Source organism: Campylobacter sp. BCW_6465, from assembly GCF_001762815.1.
Lineage (GTDB): Bacteria > Campylobacterota > Campylobacteria > Campylobacterales > Campylobacteraceae > Campylobacter_D > Campylobacter_D jejuni.
The window spans coordinates 1-25154 of the sequence record NZ_MJXN01000039.1 but is presented as its reverse complement, the minus strand read 5'-3'; the positions used below and the strand labels follow the sequence as shown (position 1 = coordinate 25154).

Annotated in this window: 23 protein-coding genes, 2 tRNA genes, 3 rRNA genes and 1 pseudogene; 9 read left to right on the top strand and 20 right to left on the bottom strand. The window is 32.9% G+C overall.

Going from position 1 to position 25154, the window contains the following annotated elements; all coding sequences use genetic code 11:
• Positions 1-116 precede the first annotated feature (116 nt).
• The 7 genes from rrf to AJ886_RS02875 all read right to left on the bottom strand — a co-directional run bounded on the left by rrf (position 117) and on the right by AJ886_RS02875 (position 8672).
• Positions 117-233, bottom strand: a 5S ribosomal RNA gene (gene rrf / locus AJ886_RS02905).
• A gap of 295 nt (positions 234-528) precedes the next feature.
• Positions 529-3586 (bottom strand): 23S ribosomal RNA (locus AJ886_RS02900).
• Between the two features lie 729 nt (positions 3587-4315).
• Positions 4316-4392 (bottom strand) — tRNA-Ile (locus tag AJ886_RS02895).
• An 8-nt stretch (positions 4393-4400) separates the two neighbouring features.
• Positions 4401-4476, bottom strand: a tRNA-Ala gene (locus AJ886_RS02890).
• A 102-nt stretch (positions 4477-4578) separates the two neighbouring features.
• Positions 4579-6091, bottom strand: a 16S ribosomal RNA gene (locus AJ886_RS02885).
• Together the 16S, 23S and 5S rRNA genes with 2 tRNA genes alongside form the textbook arrangement of a ribosomal RNA operon.
• Positions 6092-6715: 624 nt before the next feature.
• Complete coding sequence (locus AJ886_RS02880) at positions 6716-7453, bottom strand: hypothetical protein (protein WP_044778549.1); 738 nt, start codon at positions 7451-7453, stop codon at positions 6716-6718.
• Positions 7446-8672: a hypothetical protein gene (locus AJ886_RS02875; protein ID WP_070287093.1), complete on the bottom strand. Its 1227-nt coding sequence runs from the start codon at positions 8670-8672 to the stop codon at positions 7446-7448. The genes AJ886_RS02880 and AJ886_RS02875 overlap by 8 nt, the downstream gene beginning before the upstream one ends.
• 127 nt (positions 8673-8799) lie before the next feature.
• Here AJ886_RS02875 and AJ886_RS02870 point away from each other — a divergent pair, with 127 nt between their 5' ends.
• A complete protein-coding gene (locus tag AJ886_RS02870; protein WP_002881678.1) occupies positions 8800-9384 on the top strand; it encodes an IMPACT family protein in 585 nt (194 codons plus the stop codon).
• A gap of 43 nt (positions 9385-9427) precedes the next feature.
• Here the strand turns inward: AJ886_RS02870 and AJ886_RS02865 are convergent, their stop codons facing one another.
• The 6 genes from AJ886_RS02865 to AJ886_RS02840 all read right to left on the bottom strand — a co-directional run bounded on the left by AJ886_RS02865 (position 9428) and on the right by AJ886_RS02840 (position 13410).
• The gene (locus AJ886_RS02865; RefSeq protein WP_002895392.1) at positions 9428-9811 is read right to left on the bottom strand and encodes a hypothetical protein; all 384 of its coding nucleotides are present in this window, start codon (positions 9809-9811) and stop codon (positions 9428-9430) included.
• Between the two features lie 75 nt (positions 9812-9886).
• Positions 9887-10222 (bottom strand): hypothetical protein, encoded by a 336-nt coding sequence (locus AJ886_RS02860; RefSeq protein WP_002859498.1) that lies wholly within the window; start codon positions 10220-10222, stop codon positions 9887-9889.
• Entirely contained in the window at positions 10212-11789 is a 1578-nt protein-coding gene (locus AJ886_RS02855; protein ID WP_070287092.1) for an ABC-F family ATP-binding cassette domain-containing protein, read from the bottom strand. The genes AJ886_RS02860 and AJ886_RS02855 overlap by 11 nt, the downstream gene beginning before the upstream one ends.
• 76 nt (positions 11790-11865) lie before the next feature.
• Positions 11866-12333, bottom strand: a complete 468-nt coding sequence (locus AJ886_RS02850) for a hypothetical protein (RefSeq protein WP_070287091.1) — start codon at positions 12331-12333, stop codon at positions 11866-11868.
• Between the two features lie 49 nt (positions 12334-12382).
• Positions 12383-12736 (bottom strand): hypothetical protein, encoded by a 354-nt coding sequence (locus tag AJ886_RS02845; protein ID WP_002783105.1) that lies wholly within the window; start codon positions 12734-12736, stop codon positions 12383-12385.
• Positions 12737-12987: 251 nt separating this feature from the next.
• Positions 12988-13410 (bottom strand): hypothetical protein, encoded by a 423-nt coding sequence (locus AJ886_RS02840; RefSeq protein ID WP_002778403.1) that lies wholly within the window; start codon positions 13408-13410, stop codon positions 12988-12990.
• Positions 13411-13576: 166 nt separating this feature from the next.
• Between AJ886_RS02840 and AJ886_RS02835 the strand changes: the two genes are divergently transcribed.
• Together AJ886_RS02835 and AJ886_RS02830 are read left to right on the top strand one after the other, a co-directional pair.
• Positions 13577-13786 (top strand): transcriptional regulator, encoded by a 210-nt coding sequence (locus AJ886_RS02835; RefSeq protein ID WP_002778401.1) that lies wholly within the window; start codon positions 13577-13579, stop codon positions 13784-13786.
• Between the two features lie 60 nt (positions 13787-13846).
• A complete protein-coding gene (locus tag AJ886_RS02830; protein ID WP_070287090.1) occupies positions 13847-14803 on the top strand; it encodes a hypothetical protein in 957 nt (318 codons plus the stop codon).
• Between the two features lie 4 nt (positions 14804-14807).
• Here AJ886_RS02830 and AJ886_RS02825 read toward each other — a convergent pair whose 3' ends face one another.
• Positions 14808-15380: a YceI family protein gene (locus AJ886_RS02825; RefSeq protein WP_002857612.1), complete on the bottom strand. Its 573-nt coding sequence runs from the start codon at positions 15378-15380 to the stop codon at positions 14808-14810.
• Positions 15381-15453: 73 nt separating this feature from the next.
• Complete coding sequence (locus AJ886_RS02820; protein WP_002857306.1) at positions 15454-15816, bottom strand: HIT family protein; 363 nt, start codon at positions 15814-15816, stop codon at positions 15454-15456.
• Positions 15817-15922: 106 nt separating this feature from the next.
• Here AJ886_RS02820 and AJ886_RS02815 point away from each other — a divergent pair, with 106 nt between their 5' ends.
• Positions 15923-16627 carry a putative metalloprotease CJM1_0395 family protein gene (locus tag AJ886_RS02815; RefSeq protein ID WP_052776088.1) on the top strand — a complete coding sequence of 235 codons (705 nt, stop codon included), beginning with the start codon at positions 15923-15925 and terminating at the stop codon, positions 16625-16627.
• Positions 16628-16735: 108 nt separating this feature from the next.
• On the opposite strand, the gene AJ886_RS02810 is transcribed toward AJ886_RS02815, so the two are convergent.
• The 5 genes and pseudogenes from AJ886_RS02810 to AJ886_RS02790 all read right to left on the bottom strand — a co-directional run bounded on the left by AJ886_RS02810 (position 16736) and on the right by AJ886_RS02790 (position 21286).
• Positions 16736-17428, bottom strand: coding sequence for a hypothetical protein (locus AJ886_RS02810; protein ID WP_053872204.1), 693 nt, complete (start codon positions 17426-17428; stop codon positions 16736-16738).
• A 207-nt stretch (positions 17429-17635) separates the two neighbouring features.
• The gene (locus AJ886_RS02805; protein ID WP_044780459.1) at positions 17636-19357 is read right to left on the bottom strand and encodes a GMC family oxidoreductase; all 1722 of its coding nucleotides are present in this window, start codon (positions 19355-19357) and stop codon (positions 17636-17638) included.
• A gap of 1 nt (position 19358) precedes the next feature.
• Positions 19359-19886: pseudogene (locus AJ886_RS02800) on the bottom strand (gluconate 2-dehydrogenase subunit 3 family protein); the annotation flags it as partial.
• Positions 19887-19983: 97 nt separating this feature from the next.
• A complete protein-coding gene (locus AJ886_RS02795) occupies positions 19984-20661 on the bottom strand; it encodes a hypothetical protein (RefSeq protein ID WP_083262115.1) in 678 nt (225 codons plus the stop codon).
• A gap of 1 nt (position 20662) precedes the next feature.
• Entirely contained in the window at positions 20663-21286 is a 624-nt protein-coding gene (locus tag AJ886_RS02790) for a helix-turn-helix transcriptional regulator (protein ID WP_070285057.1), read from the bottom strand.
• Between the two features lie 142 nt (positions 21287-21428).
• Here AJ886_RS02790 and AJ886_RS02785 point away from each other — a divergent pair, with 142 nt between their 5' ends.
• From AJ886_RS02785 to AJ886_RS02765, 5 genes are all read left to right on the top strand, one after another.
• Positions 21429-21629 carry a hypothetical protein gene (locus tag AJ886_RS02785; protein WP_002793921.1) on the top strand — a complete coding sequence of 67 codons (201 nt, stop codon included), beginning with the start codon at positions 21429-21431 and terminating at the stop codon, positions 21627-21629.
• Positions 21626-23701 (top strand): DDE-type integrase/transposase/recombinase, encoded by a 2076-nt coding sequence (locus tag AJ886_RS02780; protein WP_070287088.1) that lies wholly within the window; start codon positions 21626-21628, stop codon positions 23699-23701. Before AJ886_RS02785 ends, AJ886_RS02780 begins: the two co-directional genes overlap by 4 nt.
• Before the next feature lie 71 nt (positions 23702-23772).
• A complete protein-coding gene (locus AJ886_RS02775) occupies positions 23773-24696 on the top strand; it encodes an AAA family ATPase (protein WP_070285054.1) in 924 nt (307 codons plus the stop codon).
• A gap of 3 nt (positions 24697-24699) precedes the next feature.
• Positions 24700-24891 (top strand): sigma factor-like helix-turn-helix DNA-binding protein, encoded by a 192-nt coding sequence (locus AJ886_RS02770; RefSeq protein ID WP_002795448.1) that lies wholly within the window; start codon positions 24700-24702, stop codon positions 24889-24891.
• Positions 24888-25073: a hypothetical protein gene (locus tag AJ886_RS02765; protein WP_057980536.1), complete on the top strand. Its 186-nt coding sequence runs from the start codon at positions 24888-24890 to the stop codon at positions 25071-25073. Before AJ886_RS02770 ends, AJ886_RS02765 begins: the two co-directional genes overlap by 4 nt.
• Positions 25074-25154 lie beyond the last annotated feature (81 nt).

The following is a 25154-nucleotide window of genomic DNA, read 5'->3' as shown; positions in this document are numbered from 1 at the left end:
AAAAACCCTAACCAGCAACAAACTCTTTTTTAAACACTATTCTAAGTGTCATCTAAAACAACAATAAAAATAAACATAGGATTTATATATAAAGTAAGTAATGAAGACATTTAACAAGTCCGCAATGAGCTACTTTCCCCCTGCCAGTAAGGCGTAGTATCATCACCCACGATGTGCTTAGCTTCTTGGTTCGGGATGGAGCAAGGCGTTTCCACATCTGTATAATCACGGACATTGTTATTTAAATATTCTTTGAAAGATTGAATTTAAAAAATAAAGCTTAATCTTTTTATTTCTTTACTTTTTTCTTTATTCTCTTTCTTCTTTTGTTTTTCTTTCTTCTTTACTTATCTTTTATCTTTGATAAGTTTTTATATAGAATACTTAAAAAACAATGTTAAGAGCAAGTTCTAATATAAACTTTACTTGAAAGATTTTATTAGCTTAAAAACATAATGTTTATATAAATATTTCATATAAAACATTCAAAGCTTTATAAAAACCTTAACAAGGAAGTGATGCTTTATTAAAGATAAGCCAAACGCTCTATTAGTACTGGTCAGCTAAAGGACTTTCATCCATTACACACCCAGCCTATCAAACTAGTAGTCTTCTAGAGAGCTTAGAGAAGATTCATCTTAGAGTTGGCTTCACGCTTAGATGCTTTCAGCGTTTATCCTTTCCAAACTTAGCTACGCTGCGATGCTCTTGGCAGAACAACAGCTACACCAGTGGTTTGTTCAACCCGGTCCTCTCGTACTAGGGTCAAATCTCTTCAATCTTCTTACGCCCACGGCAGATAGGGACCGAACTGTCTCACGACGTTCTGAACCCAGCTCGCGTACCGCTTTAAATGGCGAACAGCCATACCCTTGGGACCTGCTCCAGCCCCAGGATGCGATGAGCCGACATCGAGGTGCCAAACCTCCCCGTCGATGTGAGCTCTTGGGGGAGATCAGCCTGTTATCCCCGGGGTACCTTTTATCCTTTGAGCGATGGCCCTTCCACACAGAACCACCGGATCACTAAGACCGACTTTCGTCTCTGCTTGACTTGTATGTCTTGCAGTTAAGCTGGCTTATACCTTTATACTCTACGAACGATTTCCAACCGTTCTGAGCCAACCTTTGTAAGCCTCCGTTATTATTTGGGAGGCGACCGCCCCAGTCAAACTACCCACCAGACATTGTCCCACTTGAGGATAACTCAAGCTGGTTAGCTACCCAAATAAGAAAGAGTGGTATCTCAACAACGGCTCATATACAACTGGCGTCATATACTCAAAGCCTCCCACCTATCCTGCACATTCTTATCCAAGTAGCAGTGTCAAGCTGTAGTAAAGGTCCACGGGGTCTTTCCGTCTTGCCGCGGGTAGGAGGAATTTTCACCTCCACTACAATTTCACTGGATCCCTCTTTGAGACAGCTCCCATCTCGTTACGCCATTCATGCAGGTCGGTATTTAACCGACAAGGAATTTCGCTACCTTAGGACCGTTATAGTTACGGCCGCCGTTTACTCGGGCTTCGATCAAGAGCTTCGCTAATGCTAACCCCATCAATTAACCTTCGAGCACCGGGCAGGCGTCACACCCTATACATCCTCTTACGAGTTAGCAGAGTGCTGTGTTTTTGGTAAACAGTCGGGAGGGACTCTTTGTTGTAAGTTTCTTCGCTTTCGGAGTAAATCCTAGTACGAAGCTAACCACACCTTATACCGAAGATACGGTGCTATTTTGCAGAGTTCCTTAAAGAGAGTTCTTCCACGCGCCTTAGAATACTCATCCCACCCACCTGTGTCGGTTTACGGTACGGGCAACATTAGCTAAACTTAGAAACTTTTCTTGGCTCGACGGCATCAGGGGTTCTTCTATCCATCCGAAGATTTCAAAAAGCCTTTCAGTTCTCGGAGTGTTCTTATACGGATTTGCCTGTATAAGCTCCTACGACCTTAGACTAGCACTTCCATCCGCTAGCCCCCTTAGCCCTAAGCGTCCTTCCATCGCACACTAATGTTGGTATTGGAATATTAACCAATTTGCCATCGTCTACCCCTTTCGGACTCGACTTAGGACCCGACTAACCCTACGATGACGAGCATCGCGTAGGAAACCTTGGGTTTACGGCGTTAATGATTCTCACATTAATTATCGCTACTCATGCCTGCATGCTCACTTCTATTCGCTCCAGCACTCCTTACCGGTATACCTTCGACGCAAATAGAACGCTCTCCTACCACTTGCACACAACTTAAACTACTTAACTTTAGCCTAAGAATATTTTTATTGATTTTACTAAGTTTTATTTCTATCTTTACTCTATAAAAATCAGTAAAAATATAACTTAAAACATATAACTTAGTTTTTTATATTCTCAACTTAAATAATCTAAGTTGTGTGCAAGTCTACAGCTTCGGTACTTACTTTAGCCCCGTTATATTTTCCGCGCAAAATCACTAGACCAGTGAGCTATTACGCTTTCTTTAAAGGATGGCTGCTTCTAAGCCAACCTCCTGGTTGTTTAAGTAACTTCACATCGTTTTCCACTTAAGTAAGATTTAGGGACCTTAGCTGGTAGTCTGGGTTGTTTCCCTCTTGACGACGGATTTTATCACTCGCCGCCTGACTGCTGTGATTACATATAAGGTATTCGGAGTTTGATAGGGTTTGGTACATTGGTGTATGCCCTAGCCCATTCAGTGCTCTACCCCCTTATATTACGACACAACGCTATACCTAAATATATTTCGGAGAGAACCAGCTATCACGAAGTTTGATTGGCCTTTCACCCCTATCCACAAGTCATCCCGGGGCTTTTCAACGCCTATGGGTTCAGTCCTCCACTAGTTCTTACACTAGCTTCAACTTGCTCATGGATAGATCACTTCGTTTCGGGTCTGCAGCATCTGACTAAGCGCCCTATTCAGACTCGCTTTCGCTACGGCTTCGCGTTTGCTTAACCTTGCCAGACACCACAACTCGCAGGCTCATTATGCAAAAGGCAGTCCATCACACTGTATTGCTACATAGTGCTCTGAATGATTATAAGCAAATGGTTTCAGGTTCTATTTCACTCTGATCACCTCAGTTCTTTTCACCTTTCCCTCACGGTACTTGTGCACTATCGATCTGGTATTAGTATTTAGGGTTGGATCGTGGTCGACCCAGATTCAGACAGGATTCCTCGTGTCCCGCCCTACTCAGGATACTGCTAGCTAAGCTTTGTTTTTCGCATACGGGACTATCACCCTCTATGGCTATACTTTCCAGAATGTTCTGCTAAACTCAGCTCTTGCACATTGCAGTCCTACAACCCCCAGTGCAAGCACTGGGTTTGCCCTCTTGCGCTTTCGCTCGCCGCTACTGACGCAATCTCTATTGATTTCTTTTCCTGAGGGTACTAAGATGTTTCAATTCCCCTCGTTCGCTCCTATATAGGTAATGTATATCTCTATACATTGGGTTGCCCCATTCGGAAATCTACGGATCAAAGCTTCTTGACAGCTCCCCGTAGCTTATCGCAGTCTAGTACGTCCTTCATCGCCTTTACCAGTCAAGGCATCCACCATTCGCTCTTAGTAGCTTACCTTTTGATGTTCTTTTAGCAGATGAGCAAAGCTCATCCTAAAGAACCAAAGCTAAAGGCCTACCCCGCCAACCTAAAAGATATTAGGCTTAAAACGAAATAAACTAAACATTCATTAAAAAATTAATGTAGATAAAGCTTCAATTCTTAATCGCTAAAAAAACAATTTGCATAAAAGTTAGATATAACCTAACTTCTACCTTTTTTATTGATTCTAAAACGCATCACTTCCTTGTTAAAGTTTTTATGATAAGACTTCTTTATCTTAAGACGGAAAGCATTCAAACACTTAATATAGAACTAAATGATTTAGTCTTAACTAAGCTGTGAGTTTGAAACTTGTCTTTAATTTACAAATCTTAAATCTAATATTCTCTTTATTATAGAAATAAAGATAATTAAAAGATATAAGTTAAACCAAAGAAAAGATAAATAGGTTTTATCCTTTAACAAGTCCTGTAAAATTGTTTTTATTAAAACTTGCTTGTGACTCTTAACAATGATAATTAAAAAGAACATTTAGGTTTAAAACCTAAAGGAAGTATATATATATATTAATATAATCATTATAAATATAAATACATAATGTATATGCTACTTATATCTATTTAAAGTATATTCTTTTATAGCTAAAGATAAAAATAAATCTAAGTATAGAGTTTATATTTTATATTTAATCTACTTTATATACTTGCTTTAGATTTTAAAGCTTTTTTATTCAAATCTTTTTTATGGTGGGCCTAACAAGACTTGAACTTGTGACCTCACCCTTATCAGGGGTGCACTCTAACCAGCTGAGCTATAGGCCCTTAATAAATGGTGGAGAATAGCGGGATCGAACCGCTGACCTCCTGCGTGCAAAGCAGGCGCTCTCCCAGCTGAGCTAATTCCCCATAAACAATTAGCTTTATCATCAATCTTTGAAATCTAAACAAGAATCAATTGAGTTTATATATTGAAGTAATAGTGGTGAGACTTATTACTTTGTACTCTAGAAAGGAGGTGATCCAACCGCAGGTTCTCCTACGGTTACCTTGTTACGACTTCACCCCAGTCGCTGATTCCACTGTGGACGGTAACTAGTTTAGTATTCCGGCTTCGAGTGAAATCAACTCCCATGGTGTGACGGGCGGTGAGTACAAGACCCGGGAACGTATTCACCGTAGCATGGCTGATCTACGATTACTAGCGATTCCGGCTTCATGCTCTCGAGTTGCAGAGAACAATCCGAACTGGGACATATTTTATAGATTTGCTCCACCTCGCGGTATTGCGTCTCATTGTATATGCCATTGTAGCACGTGTGTCGCCCTGGGCATAAGGGCCATGATGACTTGACGTCGTCCACACCTTCCTCCTCCTTACGAAGGCAGTCTATTTAGAGTGCTCGGCCGAACCGTTAGCAACTAAATACGTGGGTTGCGCTCGTTGCGGGACTTAACCCAACATCTCACGACACGAGCTGACGACAGCCGTGCAGCACCTGTCTCTAAGTTCTAGCAAGCTAGCACCCTCATATCTCTATAAGGTTCTTAGGATATCAAGCCCAGGTAAGGTTCTTCGCGTATCTTCGAATTAAACCACATGCTCCACCGCTTGTGCGGGTCCCCGTCTATTCCTTTGAGTTTTAATCTTGCGACCGTACTCCCCAGGCGGTACACTTAATGCGTTAGCTGCATTACTGAGATGACTAGCACCCCAACAACTAGTGTACATCGTTTAGGGCGTGGACTACCAGGGTATCTAATCCTGTTTGCTCCCCACGCTTTCGCGCCTTAGCGTCAGTTGAGTTCCAGCAGATCGCCTTCGCAATGGGTATTCTTGGTGATATCTACGGATTTTACCCCTACACCACCAATTCCATCTGCCTCTCCCTCACTCTAGACTATCAGTTTCCCAAGCAGTTTAATGGTTAAGCCATTAGATTTCACAAGAGACTTGATAATCCGCCTACGCGCCCTTTACGCCCAGTGATTCCGAGTAACGCTTGCACCCTCCGTATTACCGCGGCTGCTGGCACGGAGTTAGCCGGTGCTTATTCCTTAGGTACCGTCAGAATTCTTCCCTAAGAAAAGGAGTTTACGCTCCGAAAAGTGTCATCCTCCACGCGGCGTTGCTGCGTCAGGGTTTCCCCCATTGCGCAATATTCCCTACTGCTGCCTCCCGTAGGAGTCTGGACCGTGTCTCAGTTCCAGTGTGACTGATCATCCTCTCAGACCAGTTAAGCGTCATAGCCTTGGTAAGCCATTACCTTACCAACTAGCTGATACTATATAGTCTCATCCTACACCGAAAAACTTTCCCTACTCAACTTGTGTTAAGCAGGAGTATAGAGTATTAGCAGTCGTTTCCAACTGTTGTCCTCTTGTGTAGGGCAGATTAACTATACCTTACTCACCCGTGCGCCACTAATCCACTTCTAGCAAGCTAGAAGCTTCATCGTTCGACTTGCATGTATTAGGCACGCCGCCAGCGTTCACTCTGAGCCAGGATCAAACTCTCCATAATAAACCTTCTTTAGCATCAAGGCAAAGCCTTGACTAAGAAGCAAGCTAAAGGCCTACCCCGCCAACCTAATAGATAAACTACTTAGATTGTATTAAAGAGATAAACCTTATTACTTTTATAGATAGTTTAATCTTTTTCTTCAAAGAAAAAGTTATAAAAGATTAAAAGAAAAGCTTTTAATCTTTTTAAATTAGATTGAATAGATTTTACATAATTGCTTATGCCTAAATCTTTCTGGCTCAATCGATCACTTATTTAGATTTCAAAGATTGACTAATAAGATTTGAATAACAATACTAAGTTAAAAGAACAAAACAAAAAATCATTTTTAAAAGAAAAGTTTTTAAATTAAAAAACTAAGATTTATAAATAAAACTTTTTAGCTTTAAATTAAAAAATTAAGAAAGTTAAAAACTCAAATAATTTAAAAACTTAAAAAATCTAAAATAAAGTTAATTTATAAAATCTACGTAAGCTAATGAAACTTTATAATTTAAAAGATTTTAAGTCCTTTTTTCAAAAAAGGAAATGAAAGTATAACCAATTAAACTTAAAGAGGGATTAAACAATATAAATATTTGTGTAAGTATTTATATAAGTATTTGGTGGGTTAAAAAATGGGGGCTATATTTTAGAGCACTCGTAATTTTTATTTTTTATATTAACAAATTGACTTTTAAGTGTTTTAAAATCTGGAATATAAGCATAACCGCTAAGCGTATCTATAACGATACAAAGAGCATGCTTTTTTGATAACAAACGTATAATGCAATCTGAATTATTCTTTGCTAAAGTTTTTTCATATGCATAATTGGCATTTTTTAACGGAGAATACACTCTGCCCATTTCATCAAATACTAATCTAGTAAATCCTGAACAAGATCCTTTGAATTCAACCTTTTCTATTCCAAATCTTTTTGTAAGATTAAATCTTTGTGTAGTTTTTTCATCATCTTTACTAATAACTCCACTTTGACCTGAATTCATTAATTTGTTATGATTGATTACATCAACAGCAATTTCTCTATCTATATTGATTTCAGTTTTACCTAAATTAGCATTTCCATCGCCATTTTTATCCAAGAAAATAGTATATGTTTGATCATAACCCGTGGCAGCTGATTTTATAAAATAAATCTGCCATTTACTTTTAAACCACTCTCTTTTTGCGATAGCCAACTCATCAACTCTTATACCTTCTTGCATCATGGCTAAATTTTGGGTGTATTGGATATCATTAAGAATTTGTATTGCACCTTCTAGTAGATTGTCTTTTTTTAAGTAAAGACTGCCTAAATTAAAAACTATACCTAAAATGAGAATTATAAACACAAATTCCAACAAACTGAAAGCTTTAATCATAGTTTAAAATCTGATATACTTTTTCATATTTTCCAAGTTTTACTTTAACAATTTTTTTGTCCATATCATGCTTATCGGCTTGTTTTAAAGCTTTTAAATAAAACTTATTGCTATTTTTTATTCCATAAAATCGCAATCTTTTTTGCAAACTTGGGGCTGTTGCAAGCTCTAAAACATCTTGTTTTTTTAATTCTAGCGCCAATTCTTTAGCAAAATGATAATTATTGGCAAAATGACGATTTGGATTGTTTATAAAATAATACAATAATTGATTAGCGACGATTAAAAAGTAACAAAATATCAAAAAAATTATAGAACATTCTATAAAGATTTTATACCTTAATCGAAAAACTGGCAATCTCACTCTATAACTTTGCATTAAAGTTTTTATAAGCAAAGGAGTGCAAATAACACAAAAAGGCAAAAAATCATCTAAAAAAAGTTTTTGTCTTAAAGAAAGCAACAAGCAAAATACAAATGTTACACTCATTAAAAACCATAATAAATTTTTATATTTTTGAAAAGTCAAACGATAAATAGTATAAAAAAAATACACAAAAACCAAAGGAGAAAAACATGCAGCAAAAATTCCTAAGGTATCTAAAAAATAACCTCTTGGACGACCACCTGTATCAAAACCATAAAAACTGATACTTGCTCCAAACAAAACAAGAGATAAGGTAAATAAAATAGCATTTCTTTTATAAATCCCAAAAAAGAAAAAAGTTAAAAATAAAATATTAAAAGATTTATCAACAAATAATACTATAATCAATAATATATAAAAAAGCCATTTTTTTTCATATTCGTAAGCACATAATATAGCAAGGGTTAAAAAAATCACCAAAGATGCGGCATTAACCAGCAAAGCACTTGCAACAGTACCCGGCAATAAAACAAATAACAATAAAGAAAAAAAAGCATCAATTTTAGTTTTAGTATATTTTAAAGCTAGGAAATACAAAAGCAAACAACTTAAAAAATGAAAAAATAAAAAAGGAAGCCTTAAACCAAAATCATTTTGCCCAAAAATAAAAGTTCCAAAATGAGATATATAATAAAGCAAACTATGGGAAAAAATAAGTGATTTACCCTGCTCACCAAAATAAATATCAGCTTCATCAGTACTAATACTCAGTGTTGAAATTCCATAAAGCAAAGCCAACAAATCAAGACTAAGTAAAATGATGATAAGTTTATAATTTTTGATTTTTTCCATAATGAAAATTTTACAAAATTAAACTTAAAATATCAATGCAAATCATATAAATATCAAACATCTTAAAAATTAACATCAAATTGATTTTAGTTTTTATAAGTATAATTTTAAACAAAAAAAGGCAAAAATGCAAACTATTGATCAAATTTTTCAAACACAAATCGATATTAAAAAATCTATTTTCTTATCTTTTCTTTGCCCTTTTAAAGATTTTAAATTTTTAATAGAAACGCTAAAAAAAGAGCATCCAAAAGCTGTTCATTTTGTCTATGCTTATCGTGTTTTAAATGATTTTAATCAAATTGTAGAAGATAAAAGCGATGATGGAGAACCTAAAGGAACTTCTGGAATGCCAACTTTAAATGTTCTAAGGGGCTATGATCTTATCAATGCGGCTTTAATCACTGTAAGATATTTTGGCGGTATAAAACTTGGTACAGGGGGACTTGTAAGAGCCTATAGTGATGCGGCAAATGCCGTGATTAATAATTCTTCTTTACTTTCATTCGAATTGAAAAAAAATATAACCATTGCTATTGATTTAAAAAATTTAAATCGTTTTGAACATTTTTTAAAAACTTATTCTTTTAATTTCACAAAAGATTTTAAGGATTGCAAAGCTATATTACATATCAAATTAAATGAAAAAGAGGAGCAAGAATTTGAAATTTTTTGTAAAAATTTTGCACCTTTTGAAATAGAGAAATTATAAATTCTTGCAAGTAAATACAAAAGCTCCAAAATGGAGCTTTTGATTAAATTGCGTTCAATAAATCATTTAACAAAGTATTATTCTTACTTTGTTCATTTGCACCTTGTTGTGTAAGATCATTGTGAACGCTAGCACTTTGAGCTCTCATAGACAACTCGCCTTCATTTTGTCTAAAACGATAAGCGTAAACATTTGACATTTGAGCATAATTACTTAAATTTGAATTTGAGTTTTGCGCATTGCTTTGAAAACTATTGCTAGAATTTAAAGCATCTCCGCTTGACTTCTCATCCGCCTTATTTAATATATCCATAAAATCAGAATTTCCAGATGAAGAATAATCTTCAACCTGTTTATCCACCTGTTTATACTGACCACTAATAGCATCGTATTCATACGAGCTGATCGTTCTATAATTTACCTGCATAGTTTTCTCCTTTCAAAATATGCAAAAACTATACAAGCAAAAAGTGTTCCTTTTTTATGCAAAAATTAATGTTTTTCAATCATGATGAGTAGGCAAATGCTCCACATCAAGCTCATTATTGGCTATAAATTCTTCCTTGGCTTTTTTACAGTTTTCATCACGCATTTTGCGGTATTCATTGCGAATCGTGATTTCTTTATCGCTTAGAGGTCTATCTTCTAAAAAACTAATATGAAAATAAGTATCATCGCTCTTTGAATAAGTTTTATAAAAATCTATATAATCAAAATAATCCTTGCCATTATCAAACTCTACGACCTCTTCTATATAAATCGTAGGTCCAAAACCCTTGTGATTTTGCGTATAGTGCCCAAAACCTGCGCTGTATTGAATTCTAAATTTAGCCATCATTTTCTCCTAAAAATTCTTGATAAGTTCCACGAAAATCCGTAAGCTTACCATTTTCTAAATGCCAAATTCTATTAGCAAAAGCAGAAACTAACTCCCTATCGTGGCTGATACAAAGCACTACACCTTTAAAATTATATAAAGCTTCACCTAATGCAATAATACTTTCAAGATCTAAATGGTTATCAGGTTCGTCTAAAAGCAAAAAATTCGGACGCTCTAGCATTAAACGAGAAAGCATTAAACGATGTTTTTCACCCCCACTTAAACTTGCTGCCATCTTTTCTTGATCACTGCCACTAAAAAGCATTCTACCTAAACACTTACGGATTTCACCTAGATCTTTAAATTTTTCACTCATAAGCCATTCGTAAAGTTTCAAATTTTCACAAATTAAATTACTTGTATCTTGAGGAAAATATCCAAGCTCTATAGTTACCCCAAGATGTATAAATCCACTATCTGGACTTATAGCATGGGCGATGATTTTTGCCAAAGTACTTTTGCCCACACCATTTGCCCCAATCAAAGCGATTTTATCATTTTTTTCTATTTTTAGCTCCAAATTTGAAAATAGTTGTTTATCATAAGCCTTGCCTATACCTTTAAATTCTAAAACTTCATTACCTATTTCACGATTGGTTCTAAAAACTATGCTAGGATCTCTACGGCTTGAAATTTTAATCTCTTCAAGCTCTAGTTTTTCAAGTGCCTTAGCGCGGCTTGTGGCTTGTTTTGCCTTAGAAGCATTCGCACTAAAACGGCGAATGAAATTTTCTAATTCTTCTCTTTCTTTCAAGGTTTTATCGCGTTTAAGCTCAGCTTGTTTTGCCAAAAGCGTTGAAGCCATATACCAATCATCGTAATTTCCCGCAAAATCACGAATTTGTTTAAAATCCACATCCAAAATTCTTGTGCAAATTTTATTTAAAAAATGCCTATCATGAGAGATGACAACCAAAGTCCCTTCATGTCTTAAAAGTTCATTTTCAAGCCAAGAAATCGCCTCTAAATCAAGATTATTTGTAGGCTCATCTAAAAAAAGTACATCCGCACCCAAAAATAAAACTTGAGCTAGTAAGACTTTAAATTTATCCGCACTTTGTAAGGTGCTCATTAAAGCATCGAAATCTTTAATCTTTAAAGAACTTAAAATTTTTTCACAACGCGTTTCACAATCATAATTTGGATCTTCTTCAGCCGTTATTATCTCAAGCTCACCTAAACGCTCATTGATCTCATCTGTAAATTCCTCGCTCATATAAAGCTTTTCTTTTTCTTTTAAAGCCTCATATAAACGCTTATTTGCACACATCACCGCATCTTTGATGGTGTAGTTTTCAAAAGCAAATTGATCCTGTCCTAAAACTGCGATTTTTAAACCTTCATCAAATACTATTTCACCACTACTCGACTCAATTTCTCCTGAAAGAATTTTTAAAAAAGTCGATTTTCCCGCACCATTAGCACCAATAAGTCCGTATCTTTGCCCTCGAACAAGCTTTAAATTAACATTTTCAAATAAAAGCTGATTTGCAAAACGCATAGTAAGATTTTTTACTTCAACCATGATTTTCCTTAATTTTTTACTTATAAAAATTTTTAAGAAATTGTAGCGAAAAAGGCTTGAATTTTTAATTTTAAAATTAAATTTTTTGATAGTTAAAAATAAATTCTATAATTTTATTATAATTTTGTTTTTTAATTTTTTTATAGACTAAAAATAAATCTACTCCCCACCAAATAATGCCCAATAATAGAAAAATTCCAAACAACCCGAAAAAAATTTCAGAAATATCCAAGTTAGAATCATTTTCATAGCTAATTCCTAGTATCAAAAATAACACACAAGGAAATAAAGATAATACTATACGCAATATTCCTAATGCATAGTCTTTTATCATAAATCTATCGATTGCCAACCAACCTAAACTTAAAAAACCACATATCATACTCATAATTAAAGGTTTTATAGGATCTTGAAGTCTTAAAAATACCAAATTTGATAAAGCTTCTTTTTTATTTTGTAATTGTTCAAACTTAAGCTTTAAATTGAAAAAATCTTCTTGATTTATTTTATCTTGTATATTTAAAAGAAAAACATTATAGTCCATATCCAGTCTCCTCAAAATTAACTTTTTAAGGCATTTTTGCCTTAAAAAGTTATCTGGTAATTTCTACATATACCATACCATCATCAGTATATCTAGCAAAATACTCGATCCAAGCATCCCATTTGTAAGGGCGAGAATCAATACTTCCATTTGCTTTTACTTGAGCTTTACAATACTGTGTTTTACTTTCCTTATCGGTTAAATCGCTCATAAAACCGCTATAAGTAAATTTCAACTTTTTACGATCAACCTCAGAAAATCTACCAAAATTGTGTTCTAAAATAATCTCAGTTAAAACATTTTGTACATCTTGATCACTACATTTTGGAATACCGCTACTACAAGCACTCAAAAATACTGCCAAAATTCCAACAAACATAAATTTCGCATTAAAACATTTCATTAATTTCCTCCTTTTTTGTTCACCTAAATAATATTTTAGTTTCTCTTCATCTGTACCAAGTTCACCATTTTACTTGTAATCTCTAAAAAAACCTGTGCAATATTTGGAGCAACAGACAAAATATTTAAAAGCAATTTTCTTTATTGCTTAAGAATTCTAAACCTCACTTGTCACAAAAACAAAATTTACTAAAAACTTGATAAAAATATTTTGCAAACTTATTTTTGATTATTTTTCATAAAAACTCGAAATTATTGTATAATATTTGCAATCTTTTCAAAATTTTGTTTTCTTAATTTTTTACCCACTAAAAACATATCTACAATCCACCAAATCCAATTAACAAGCCACAACAAACCATATATTATCCCTAAAGCACTATATGTAATCATTAAAATACCGCAAAACATAGCTACAATTGTAATTCCCAAGCGTATAAGCCCTAAAACCCAATCTCCTATCATAAAACGACCCACTCCAAAAGCACCAAATAAAAAAGTCCCTACCCAAAATACTAGAGCGGGACTTTTTAGCTTTATCATTGGAAGCTGTGCTACTACTTCTTTTTGTTTATCCTCATTTAAGCGATCAAATTTCTCTTTTAGCATCACGGTAGATGTTGCATCTTTTGGCAATTTATCGCCAATGCTGAAAAGAACCGAATTGAAATCCATAACTACTCCTTGAAAATTAAAAAATATCTCGAATTATTCCATACTATAACTTAATTAATATTGAAATATTAAATATATTTTATATAAAAGATTGAATATTTCAAGTGTTTTTAATAAAGAAATTTTAATGTAAAATTTTTTAAAGGCTAAATTTTTAAGGTAAAAAATGACAAAAAAGAGCAAGCGTGATATGGCATATGAACTAGACATTGATGTTAGCACTTTATATAATTGGAGAAAATATAAACCCAATTTATATCGTATTGTTATGCTTGGCTTTAAATTTGATGAACTTTTAGAAAATAGTAAAAAAACTCATGAAGAATTACTTCATATAGAACAAACTATACAAGATGAGATTGCTAAATTTAAATAAAGTCCACTTTTAAGCTTTTTTCTATACAATTATCACTTTTATTAAAATCAAGGATTTGAAATGTTTTTATTAGATTTTTTAATATCATTGAGTTTTATTTTTGAAATTTCAGCACTTGTATTATCCTTTTACTTTAAAAATTCAAGAATTTTCTTTTTAACTTTAGTGCTATTAGGAGCTAAGTTGCCTTATTTTTATACAAGTTTTTTTCAAGCTAATTTATTTGTGGCTTTGTTTTTACCTATGATTTTTACTCTATTTTGCCTTGGAAAACACCATGCTTTAATTTTAAGTAAAAAAAATATCGCTTCAATTACAACCCTTATTTTTATAGGCGTTTTAAGCATCATTTTACCTAGAAATACTACTTTTAATAGCGCTGGTTTAGAATTCCATTTTATTGCATTAAATTTTTTTAAACCTGTAAGTGAATTAGGATTTTTATTTTTTTTAGTCGGCTTAATACTCATTTTTATCAAAACCTTTAAAACTAAAGAATATTATCTTATTATCGCATTTTTTGCTGCATATTTTCAGTTTTTATTCCAAGAAGGAGCAGGAATAAGGTATTTTGAATTTGCAAGTTTAGTTTTTTGTTTTTATCTTTTAAATCACGCTTATAGATTGGCTTTTTTTGACACCTTAACAAAACTACCTAATGAAAAAAGCCTTACACGCTTTACAAAGGGAAAAAACAACTATATCATTGCCTTGCTTCATTTTAATGAACTAAAAGACACTAAAGAAAGCTACACCAAACTCATCTTAAAACAAATTGCAAAAATTTTAAAACGCTTCAAAACAAAAATTTTCATCGTAGACAATGATTTTATTTTAATTTTTAATGACAAAAATCAAGCTTTAAATCATCTTGCTTTTTTAGAATCCACCTTAAAAAATACGGAATTTAATTTAGAAAATGAAAATTTTAAACCGGATTTTAAATTGATTTGGCAAGAAAGTGAAGAAAATTTGGATAAAAATTTACAAAGTCTAAGAGCAAGACTCTTAGACTAAAAAATTATTTTTCGTTTGCTTCAACTTCGATATTTAAATTAATATCATCACTTAAAGTAATAGTTGAAGTACTTGCTGCAAATTTAAAATCAGAGCGTTTGATTTTTCCATTTAAAGAAAAGCCTATTTTTTCTTTTCCATCTTTGCCTTTAGCTACACCGCCGATTTCAGTATCTAAAACGATATCTTTAGAAACTCCAGCTATAGTTAAAGTTCCTGTCATTTTACCTTTTTCATTATCGATTTTTTCATATTTTTTCATTGTAAAAGTCATATCAGGATATTTTTTTGCTTTGAAAAAATCATCTTGCTGTAAGTGATTATCTCTTGTTTGATTTTCTGTATTTACAGATGCGATTTTTATAGTTGCATCAAGCTTTTTAAATTCAGCACTCGCAGGGTCAAAATCAATCACCGCAGAATAATCTTTGAAATTTCCTTTTACATTGCTAATTTGTAAATGTTTGATTTTAAAACCTACATCTGTATGTGCTTTATCTAAAGTATATTCTTTAGCAAACAAACCTGTGCTTAACAAAGACACCGCAACCAATGAACTTAATAAAACTTTTTTCATTTTTTTCCTTTTTTATAGTAATTTTCAATATAAAAATTTTATTAGATAAAACATAACAAATCATTAATAAAAATTAAAAAATTTTACTATTTAAAAATTTTACAAATTCTTCAAATTTAGGCAAATCAAGCTTTATTGCTTCTCTTTGCTGTTTTCCCCACATACACTCAGGAAAAAACGCATCTTCTTTAAATCTTGCCATAACATGAAAATGCACCCTTGGCACATAATTTGCAAAAGAGGCGATATTGATTTTTTCAGGTTTGTAAAATTCTATCATAGCCTTTTCACAAAGTAAAATTTTTTCAAAAAGTTCTTTTTGCAACTCTAAAGGACAATCGCTAAATTCTTTATAAATTTCTTTAGTAAAAATTTTAAGCCAAGGCACTTGAGCCTCCTCTTTCTCTATATAAATCAAATCATTTTCATAAATCATTACATTCCTTTGAAATTGTATTTATGATTATTTTACAAAATTTATCAAATTTTTAAGTCAAAATGCGTTAAAATTCCTAAAATTTAAAAAACAAAAAGGAGGATAAATGCAAATTAGTTCAAGTTATAACTCTTATGATTACTACTCTAGCAAACCTTCTTTTGATAAAACAAATCAATCCGATTCCACTCAAAAAGATGAAAAAAATCTTAGTGAAAATAAAGATGATAAAGAAAAAAATGGCGAACAAACCCAAATGGTTAATGGCGTAGAGCTAAGCCAAAAAGAAGTAGCTCAAGTTCGCGAACTTCAAAGTATCGATAGAAATGTAAAAGCTCATGAAGCTGCACATCAAGCAGCGGGCGGCGGCTTAGCAGGTGCTGCAAGTTTTACTTATACAAGAGGCCCTGATAATCAAATGTATGCTACAGCGGGCGAAGTTCCTATCAGCATGCAAAAAGGAAACACACCAGAAGAAACTATAGCCAATGCAAGACAAATCGCAGCAGCAGCTATGGCTCCTGCTGATCCTAGCCCGCAAGACTATAAAGTTGCAGCAAATGCTTCAAAAATGGAATTTGAAGCAAGAGCTGAAGCAATGAAGCTTAAAGCCGAGGAAGCCAAAGAAAAAGAAGAAGAAAATAAAGAAAAAGATGACAAAAATTCAGAAAATAGCTTAGAAAAAACAGATAAAGATTCAAAAAACAACGATAAAAATTCAAATTTTGATAAAGATTTTAAAAATTTCATAGCCAAAACTTATCAACAAAACTCACAAAATAACGACATTAAATTCAACATCGCATCTTAAAATTCTTAATTTAAATAAAAAATTTCCTTATGAAAATGATGGCTTGAATTTATATGTTAAGATATTTAACATTTTTTATCCTTTTTTATAATTTAAATTTTTGCATTATCAAGCCTTAATATCTATACTTTTTGGTGCAGAATTTAAAGAAAGGATTTTGTTAAATTCTCCTGCATCATCACTAAATTTCACACCAAAAAGAAGTTCTAATTCTTTACTAGTGCTAAATTTACCTTCTAATAGTTTTTTTACAAGCTCATTCATTTTACTATCATCTTTGTAAGTTTCTTTGTTTTTACTTTCTGCTTGTATAGGTTTGAAAGTTTCTTTGTCTTCTTTTTGATTGTTTTTATTAGTTAAGAACCTATCTATATCTTCTTGAGTAAGTGGCTTACCAAGTTCATTAAAAAATTGTTTTTCCCTTTGTGCCCTTTCAGCACCCCATATTTTCTCAAATTCATTCATACTTGTAAGAGTTTTTAAAAGATCAACTTTTCGTCTATGAAGTGCGGACAAATCTACGCCTTCTGTAAGATAGTCTGTGCCAAATTTATTAAGTATTTTTATTTCATCCTTGCTTAGTTTATCTTCCATATATCTTTTATATAAAGAGTTTTCTACTTCTTTTACATCAGCAGATCCATTATAGCCATTTTCTTCTTTAAATTTTTCAAGATCTCCAAATTTTTTTATTATGGATTCATAATAAGCATCATCATCATTTTTAAGCACAGCTTTTTTATTGCTTGTGTTATTATTTAGATAATTGATATTTGTATATTGAGTATCAAAATTTACCATAGAAAACCCTTTTTTTATGATATTTTATTAAAATAATCTTGGATTCCAACCACCAAGAGCAGACTACATTTGCCTTTTTGTATAATTATAGTTTGAATAAGAATTTGTACCATTAATCATTTTCGCCTTCCTTGATATTATATACTATATCGGAAGAAAATTAAAAATTTATAATCTTGAGAGTTTTCAAAAACTCTCAAGTTATTATCAAGCTAAGCTTTTTCCACTTTTATGATATTTTAAAATACCTTCAGCACAGCGATAAGCCAAAGCTCCCACAGTATCAGTTGGATTATATCCACTATTGTGTTGGAAATTTCCTGCTCCTACAACAAAAAGATTATCCGCATCCCAGTGTTGTAAATAAGTATTAACCACACTAGTTTCTCTATCTGCACCCATTGTTGTTCCACCTGTGTTATGAGTAGATTGATAAGGTACAACGCTATAATCCTTAAGATAAGCGCCTTTTTTAATTGATTTTACTCCTTGCATTCTTTTTGCTACCTCAGCTGTTTTATCTGTGATAAATTTATGCAAAGCTCTATCTTGATCGGTGAAATTATAAGTTAAGCGTAAAAGTGGCATACCAAAAGCATCTTTATAAGTTGGATCAAGACTTAAATAATTATTCTTATGAGGCAAAGAAGCACCTTGTCCTGCTACGGTAATAGCTCTTGTGAAATTATAGTTTAATGCTTTTTTAAATTCAGCACCCCAAGTTGGAGCTCCTGCTGGAAGTGGGGCTGATTGTATAGGGCGAGTTCCAAGCTGAACGCTATAAATCATAGCTCCATGAAGGAATTTTTCCTTAGAATGATCAAAATTATCTCCGTTAAAATCATCACTCGTAGTTCCTAAAGCACCTGAACCCATGAAGGTGTTAAATTGCTCATCAAAGAAAGCTGTTGTACCCATATTCATTTGGTAACAATAATTTCTACCTAAAGTTCCTTTACCTGTTTTTGGATCGTATTGCTCACCTATGTTGCTTACCATTAAAAGCTTAGCATTGTTAAACATATAACTTGTAAGCACAACTATATCAGCAGGCTGGATATACTCTTTCATCGTTCTAGTATCGACAAATTTCACCCCTGTTACTTTTCCGTCTTTTTTAAGAATTTGCGTTACATTGCTATAAGTACGTATGGTGTATTTACCTGTGCTCATAGCCTTTGGAATTACTGTATTTAAAGGACTTGCTTTTGCGCCATACTCACAACCAAAACGCTCACAATACGCACAGTATTGACAAGGAGCTAAATCTTGACCATCAGGGTTTGTATAGCCACCTTTAGAATTTGAAGCTGGCAAACGATAAGTGTGTAAATTTGAACTTTTTGCTGCACTTTCAAATCGTTTAAGCATTTTAGTATTTTCAAGAGGTTCTTGTGGATAAGGACTGGATCTAAAAGCTCCCATTTTTTCCGCTAAAGGATTTGGTTCACCTGATACCCCACAGGTTTTTTCAAATCTATCATAATAAGGCTCCATATCCTTATAAGTCACGCCCCAATCTTGCAAGGTATAATCATTACCTAATTTATTACCATATCTTTGTTTGCTTAGGGTTTGAATTTCAAAGTCATAAGGCATAAACCTAAAAGTCCAACCATTCCAATGCACCCCTGCACCGCCAACATTATTACCCAATAAAAACGAACCCATTTTACGATAAGGTAAGGCTAAACCACTAGGATCATGGCGAAAAGTCACAGTGTCTTTTGAGCAATCTTGCATCAAACCATAATTAATCCCGTATCTCCACTCATCATGGATAAAATTAAAATTTTCAGTACTTTGCATATGTCCGCGTTCTAAACTAAGTACATTCAAACCTGCTTTAGTAAGCTCTGCAGCCACTATACCTCCAGTCCATCCTGCTCCAACTGTTAGCACATCTACTTTTTTTAATACTTCAGCCATTTTAACTCTCCATATCTGCTAAACCCATAGGTTCAATGTTAAAAAATTCATCACTTGCAATTTTATCCACATAGCTCATTTGTGCGCCTGGATATTGCATCATTCTCCAACCATTTTTATTATCATTTCCGCCATAAATTGGATCAGCTAAAACTCCAGCTACTGTCATATCTCTTAAAAGTGTGAAAAAATAAGAAGATTTAAAACCTGTAGTTTGAATTTTTCCTTTTTCAAAATCGCTTAAAATTTTATCCTGATCTCCACCTTTAAGCAAAGAAAAAGATTTTTTATAACGCTTTTGAGCATTTTCTTCAAGAGCATGCACGCCTTCTAAAAAAATATCTTTGCGTTGCATAGGGGTTTGATAACCTTGTTCGGCTTTGCCCTCCATGAAAGGCTCTTGCATATATTCTCTATCATTATAACCATAAGCACTAGCTAGCTGATTATCGATAAAATAAGGCACGCCTAAACCTATAGCTCCTTCTCCTTGCTCATCTTTAGGATAAATTCTTTCACAGGCTGCTGTCGGCGGAAAAATAAAATGTCGCAAAAGAAAAATAAAATGTCGTATTTTTGCGACAAATTATCTTTCTTTCAACCTTAAACTTAAATTGTAATTTTAATCAATATGAGCCAAATTCTTTATTTTGGTTTAATTCAATTTTTATCACATTGCCTTTATTATCAAAAATAATGTGGGCATTTTGAGTGTATTCTCCCAAAATTTCACTTTTTGCTTTGAAGTTTTGTAAAATATAAATATAGTTTCCATTCTCTAAAATTTTGTATTTATCGCTAATAAATTTATAGCTTTTAACATCTGTTACATAGGATGGTTTAGATAATTCTTCTTTAACTGCTTTAATGCCCAATATATTTTCTTGATTGTCTTTGGTAAAATTACCCATTACAAAGCTTGGATCCGCATATTTAATTAACTCTTTATTGCTAAGAAAGGCGGTTTGGCATCTTTCTGCACTAAGCGTATAAGAAGTATTTTGAGGATTTTTTATAGTCCATATTTCATAAAACACGCATTCTTTAAATTGTATAGGATCAATTTTAAATTTTGGTTCTATGTTTGAAGCTTGTATAATAGTGTTTCCCATACTTATATTTTCGTTAATGGTTTTTTGCATTTTTTCATAAAACTTTGCTTTATCTGAATAAGTTTTATTATAAAAAGCTTTATGGATATCATTTTGAATATCTAGCACATTAGTGCTTGTGTTATACTCACCGTTTTCGCAACCTGTTAGTAGTAAAAGTCCTAATCCTAAAATATATTTTAATTTTTTCATTTCACAACCTCCTATAGTTTAAATCATAAGTACCTACCACTCTACCTATAATTTTAATTTCTTCATCTTCATCCATAACGATAGGCGGATAGTCTTTATTATCGCTAATTAATGATAAAGGTCGCTTTCTCAGTCTCTTTACAAAGACTTCGCTTTGATATTCTATCACATAAATCCCTCCCTCAATCATAGAACCATCATCTTGAAAAACTATCATCTCACCCTCTTTTATAGTGGGTGCCATACTATCCCCTATCACTGGGATAATGCCTATTTTTAAAAATCCTTGAATGTTAAACATAAGTCTTAAATCTTGTTTGTTAAATGGAATATGCTGAACTAAGCCTTCGTAATTTTTAGAACCAAATCCAGCAGAAACAGAATTGTCTTTGTAAAATGGAACTAAAACGATATCTTCATCATCCGATATGATTTTTTCAGTATTTTTACTTGAAATTTTAATTTTTTTGTCTTTTTCGTAAATTAAAATTTGTTTTTTGCTAATTCTGTTAGGCCAGTTGTGTGCAGATTCTCTTGAAAGTCCCAAATATTCAGCCAATTCAAATTTATCTTTAACGCTATAAAACTCTATCATTTCTTGGAGTAATTGTTCTTTTTCTTCCATTTTAAATCCTAAAACATATGTATATTTATGTAAAAATACTTGACTTTTTAAGTAAAATTACTTATAATTTGAAAAATTATTTACAAATTGTATCTTAAAAAATATCAATTTGAAATAAAAATTACAAATTGAAGGAGATATTTTGTTAAAACAATACTTTGAAGATAATGGTATCAATCTTAAAAAATTTGCTCAAAAACACAATCTTCACTATATGAGTTTATTTCGTGTAGTCAATGGACTTTATTCTGAAAAATACAAAGCAAAAACTAACACAAAAGCTGTTTATGAGAAGCTTTTTGAGCTTAAAATCATTGACGAAATGCCTAGGGCTTGTTCATGAGTTACTTCTTAGAAACCAAAGAAGCCTCACAAGTTTTTAATGTAAGCACAGGAGCTTTGAGGCTTGCAGTAAGTAGAAACTCAAATAAATACGAGTGGCTAAAAGTGGATAATGCCAATGGTGGCAGGGGTGGCAAAAAACTACTATTTAAAATAAGCAAAGATAAGCTTTTAACCGCCTTTAACCAAGAATTAATCAGTAAAAATACTTTAATTTATGATGAAAAAATGCAAAAAGTTAAATTGAGCGAAATTATTACTACCGATAATTTAAAAAATATAAATAATAGTTTAAAAACTAGTAATTTAAATTTAACAGAGTCAAAAATAAATGATGATTTGGCTGTTTTAAATTTAAAATTTGAAAATTTAAGCGATGAACTTAAAGAAGATGCGAAAAGTAAAGTAAAATTACTTAAACAAGTAGAAAAATATATTGAAGGTGGTTTAAGCATTGCTCGTACTTTAAAAATAGAAAAGATTAACAGAAGATTTTATGAAAGAATTCGCAAAGCATATAAAGAAAATGGCATCCTAGGTCTTATTGACACTCGCGGACTTCATCGCAAAGATAAAACCAAGCTTAGTGCTTGGATGCAAGAGTATGCTTTAAGAGAATATCGCACCTTTGCAGCAGGTGGTTTTAACTTTACTGAACTTTGGTGGCAAATCCACAAAGAAGCAGCCACTAAAGAAAATTATGATTTCATAGGTTTTGATTTAGGAGAGGTAAAACCGCTTTTTAGTGTAAAAACCTTACAAAATTTCATTAAAAACTACTATAAAGATAAACCATTAGAACATTGTATTATCACTCAAGGCTTAGATCGTGCAAAATCTAAGTTTCTCCCTGCACAAGGAAATCAAAGAGAGCTATATGACATGAAAAACATGTGTTGGCAAATCGATAGTTCCCCAGCTGATATTATAGTAAGAGACGATGAAACGCTAGAGCCTTTCCGCCCTCACATCTTAAGTGTCGTTGATGTCTTTAGTGGTATGGGTGTGGCTACTTTAGTAAGTAAATCAAATTCTTTAAGTTTGACGCGTCTTTTATGGAAAGCTATAGATCAATTTGGTAAGCCTGATATGATTAAAGGGGATAATGGAAAAGATTATCTTTCTAAAGATTTTCAAAGCTTGCTTGATGGGCTTAATATTACCTATGATGCAGCTATTGCTTATGCAGGAGAACAAAAAGCTTTAGTTGAAAGACGCTTTGGGACACTTCAACATGCAGGAATTTCTAAAATGCATGGACATATTGGCAATAATCTTGCCAAAAGAGAAATGATAGAGCAAAAAACTCCTAAGAAAGAAAGAAAAGCTAAAGATGAATACGGCTTTGCCAAAAAAACTAATCAAAAACTCCTTCACACATTCAGCGAAGCTTGTGAGTTTTTAGAAGCTGAAGTGATTAAATGGAACATGAGCAAAGTTCGCCGCAAAAAAGGCGTTAAAACTCCACTTGAGCTTTGGAACTCGTGCGATAGAGCTATTGTAAAAATATCTTATGAAGAATTTTTGTTTAACGCTGGAAATAAAGAACTTAGGGTCGTGGGTAAAAAAGGCATTAACTTTGAAAGTAGAGTTTATAAAAGTGCTTTAATGCCAAGTGTTGGCACAAAAGTTAAATGTGTACAAAATATCGATAATATTAAAGAGCTTTTCATTTATGATTTAAGCGGAAACTTCCTTTGTCTAGCACTTGATGAAAGTATCGCTAAACTTAGTAAAGAAAGCTATAAAATGCTTAAAAAAGGTTATGAAAGTGAAGTTAAAGCGATTAAAGAAGTGCTTAAAAAAGATGAGATTGCCGCCTTTACTAAACTTAATATTAAACAAGACTTACAAGATTTACAAAGTGCTTTTGAAAACTCACTCGTAGAAGCTAAAGAGGTGCATCAAAAATCCCTTGCAAAAGAAACTTTAAAAACTCAAAGAGAATTAGAAGAGATTAAAAACAATGCTAATGCAGATGAGCTTATTTTAAATGCTAAAAAAGAAATAAATAATGATGAAAGCGAGTTTGACATGGAAGCTTTTGTCGAAAAGAAATATTTTGCTGGTTAAAAATTGTTTAAAGCTTGATTAATCCAAGTTTTAAAGAGTTTTTACTCATAAAAAAAACAAAAGGATAAAAAATGGAATTAGTAGAACTTACTAAAAAGTTTTTAAGCACCCAAAACATCTCTCAAAACAATCTCTCCGATCGTTTAGGGATTAATAAAAGCTATATGGTGGGCTATATGAAAGAAGGAAGTAGCTATAAATACGCTTCAAAAGTAGAGCCTTTACTTGAAAAATACATTAAAAGCTTTGTGGAAGAAAAAAGCATGAAAGAGCTTCAAACACCTTTTATTGCCACTAAAGATGCAAAGGCGATTAATGTAACCATTGAAAGTGCCATGAGCAATAGAGAAATGGGAGTAATCATTGGCGAAGCAGGAACTGGCAAAAGTCGTGCTATTAAAGAATATGCTAATAAAAATGGAACAAGAGTGGTGCTTTTTGAAGCAACAACTGAGACAAGCAAAAGAATGCTTTTGGTGGGGCTTGAAAATAAACTCAATGTGTGTTTTAAAGGTTCTTTGGATGATAAGATTAGAGGCATTGCTAGCGAGTTAGCAAGAACTTCAAAGGTTTTAATTATAGATGAGAGTGAGCATTTGCCGTTTCGTGCTTTGGAGTGCTTAAGACGCATATATGATTTTTCAAATACTGCTTTAATCTTAGTAGGTACTAGAAAACTTAAAAACAATCTTACAGGCATTGGCAGAAATGATTACAACGAGTACGGACAACTAAGCTCTAGAATTGGTGCAAAATGGGAATTAAAAGGACTTTGCTACCAAAACAAAGAAGGTTTAAAAGATGAAGACTTAAAAATGCTTTGTAATCATTTTGATGTGGAGGAGAAAAAGGCTATTGATTTGGTTTTTAACCTCGCTCGTGGCAACTTTAGAAAAAGTGAGAAGCTTTTAAAAAGAGCTTGTGAATTTGCAGATGGAAAAGCGGTTGAGCTTAAACACATAGAAGCTGCCGCATCATTTTTAATGCTTGGCTAAAAAATGAGTTTTGAAGAGATAGCTAAAGAACTTAATCTTAGCGTGACACGCGTTCATCAAATCTATACTGAAGCTCTTAGAAAGTTAAAGAGTCCTAAAAATAAAGACAAGTGGATGGCTATCTTTGAAACGATTGACTTAATCAAAAAAGAAAAAGCAAAGAAAGAAAACTTAATACAAGGAGAGAAAAAATGATACCAATGATTAAAGGTGAGAAAGCTGATTATAGTAGAAGTCTTTTTGAAGTAAGAGGCGTAGGGATTTATTACAAGCAAAGTGGAGTGTTTGTAGATGTTTTAAAAGGAATTTATCCTGATTATATTGCAAAAAAAATCATTCGTTTTCATTTGGGTAAAAAGCTTAACAAAAGTGCTTAAATTAAAGCACTTTATAGAAACCTCGCCTTAACGGCGTCGCTTCGCTGGATTTGATTAAGTTTTTTAAAACTTAAATTTATT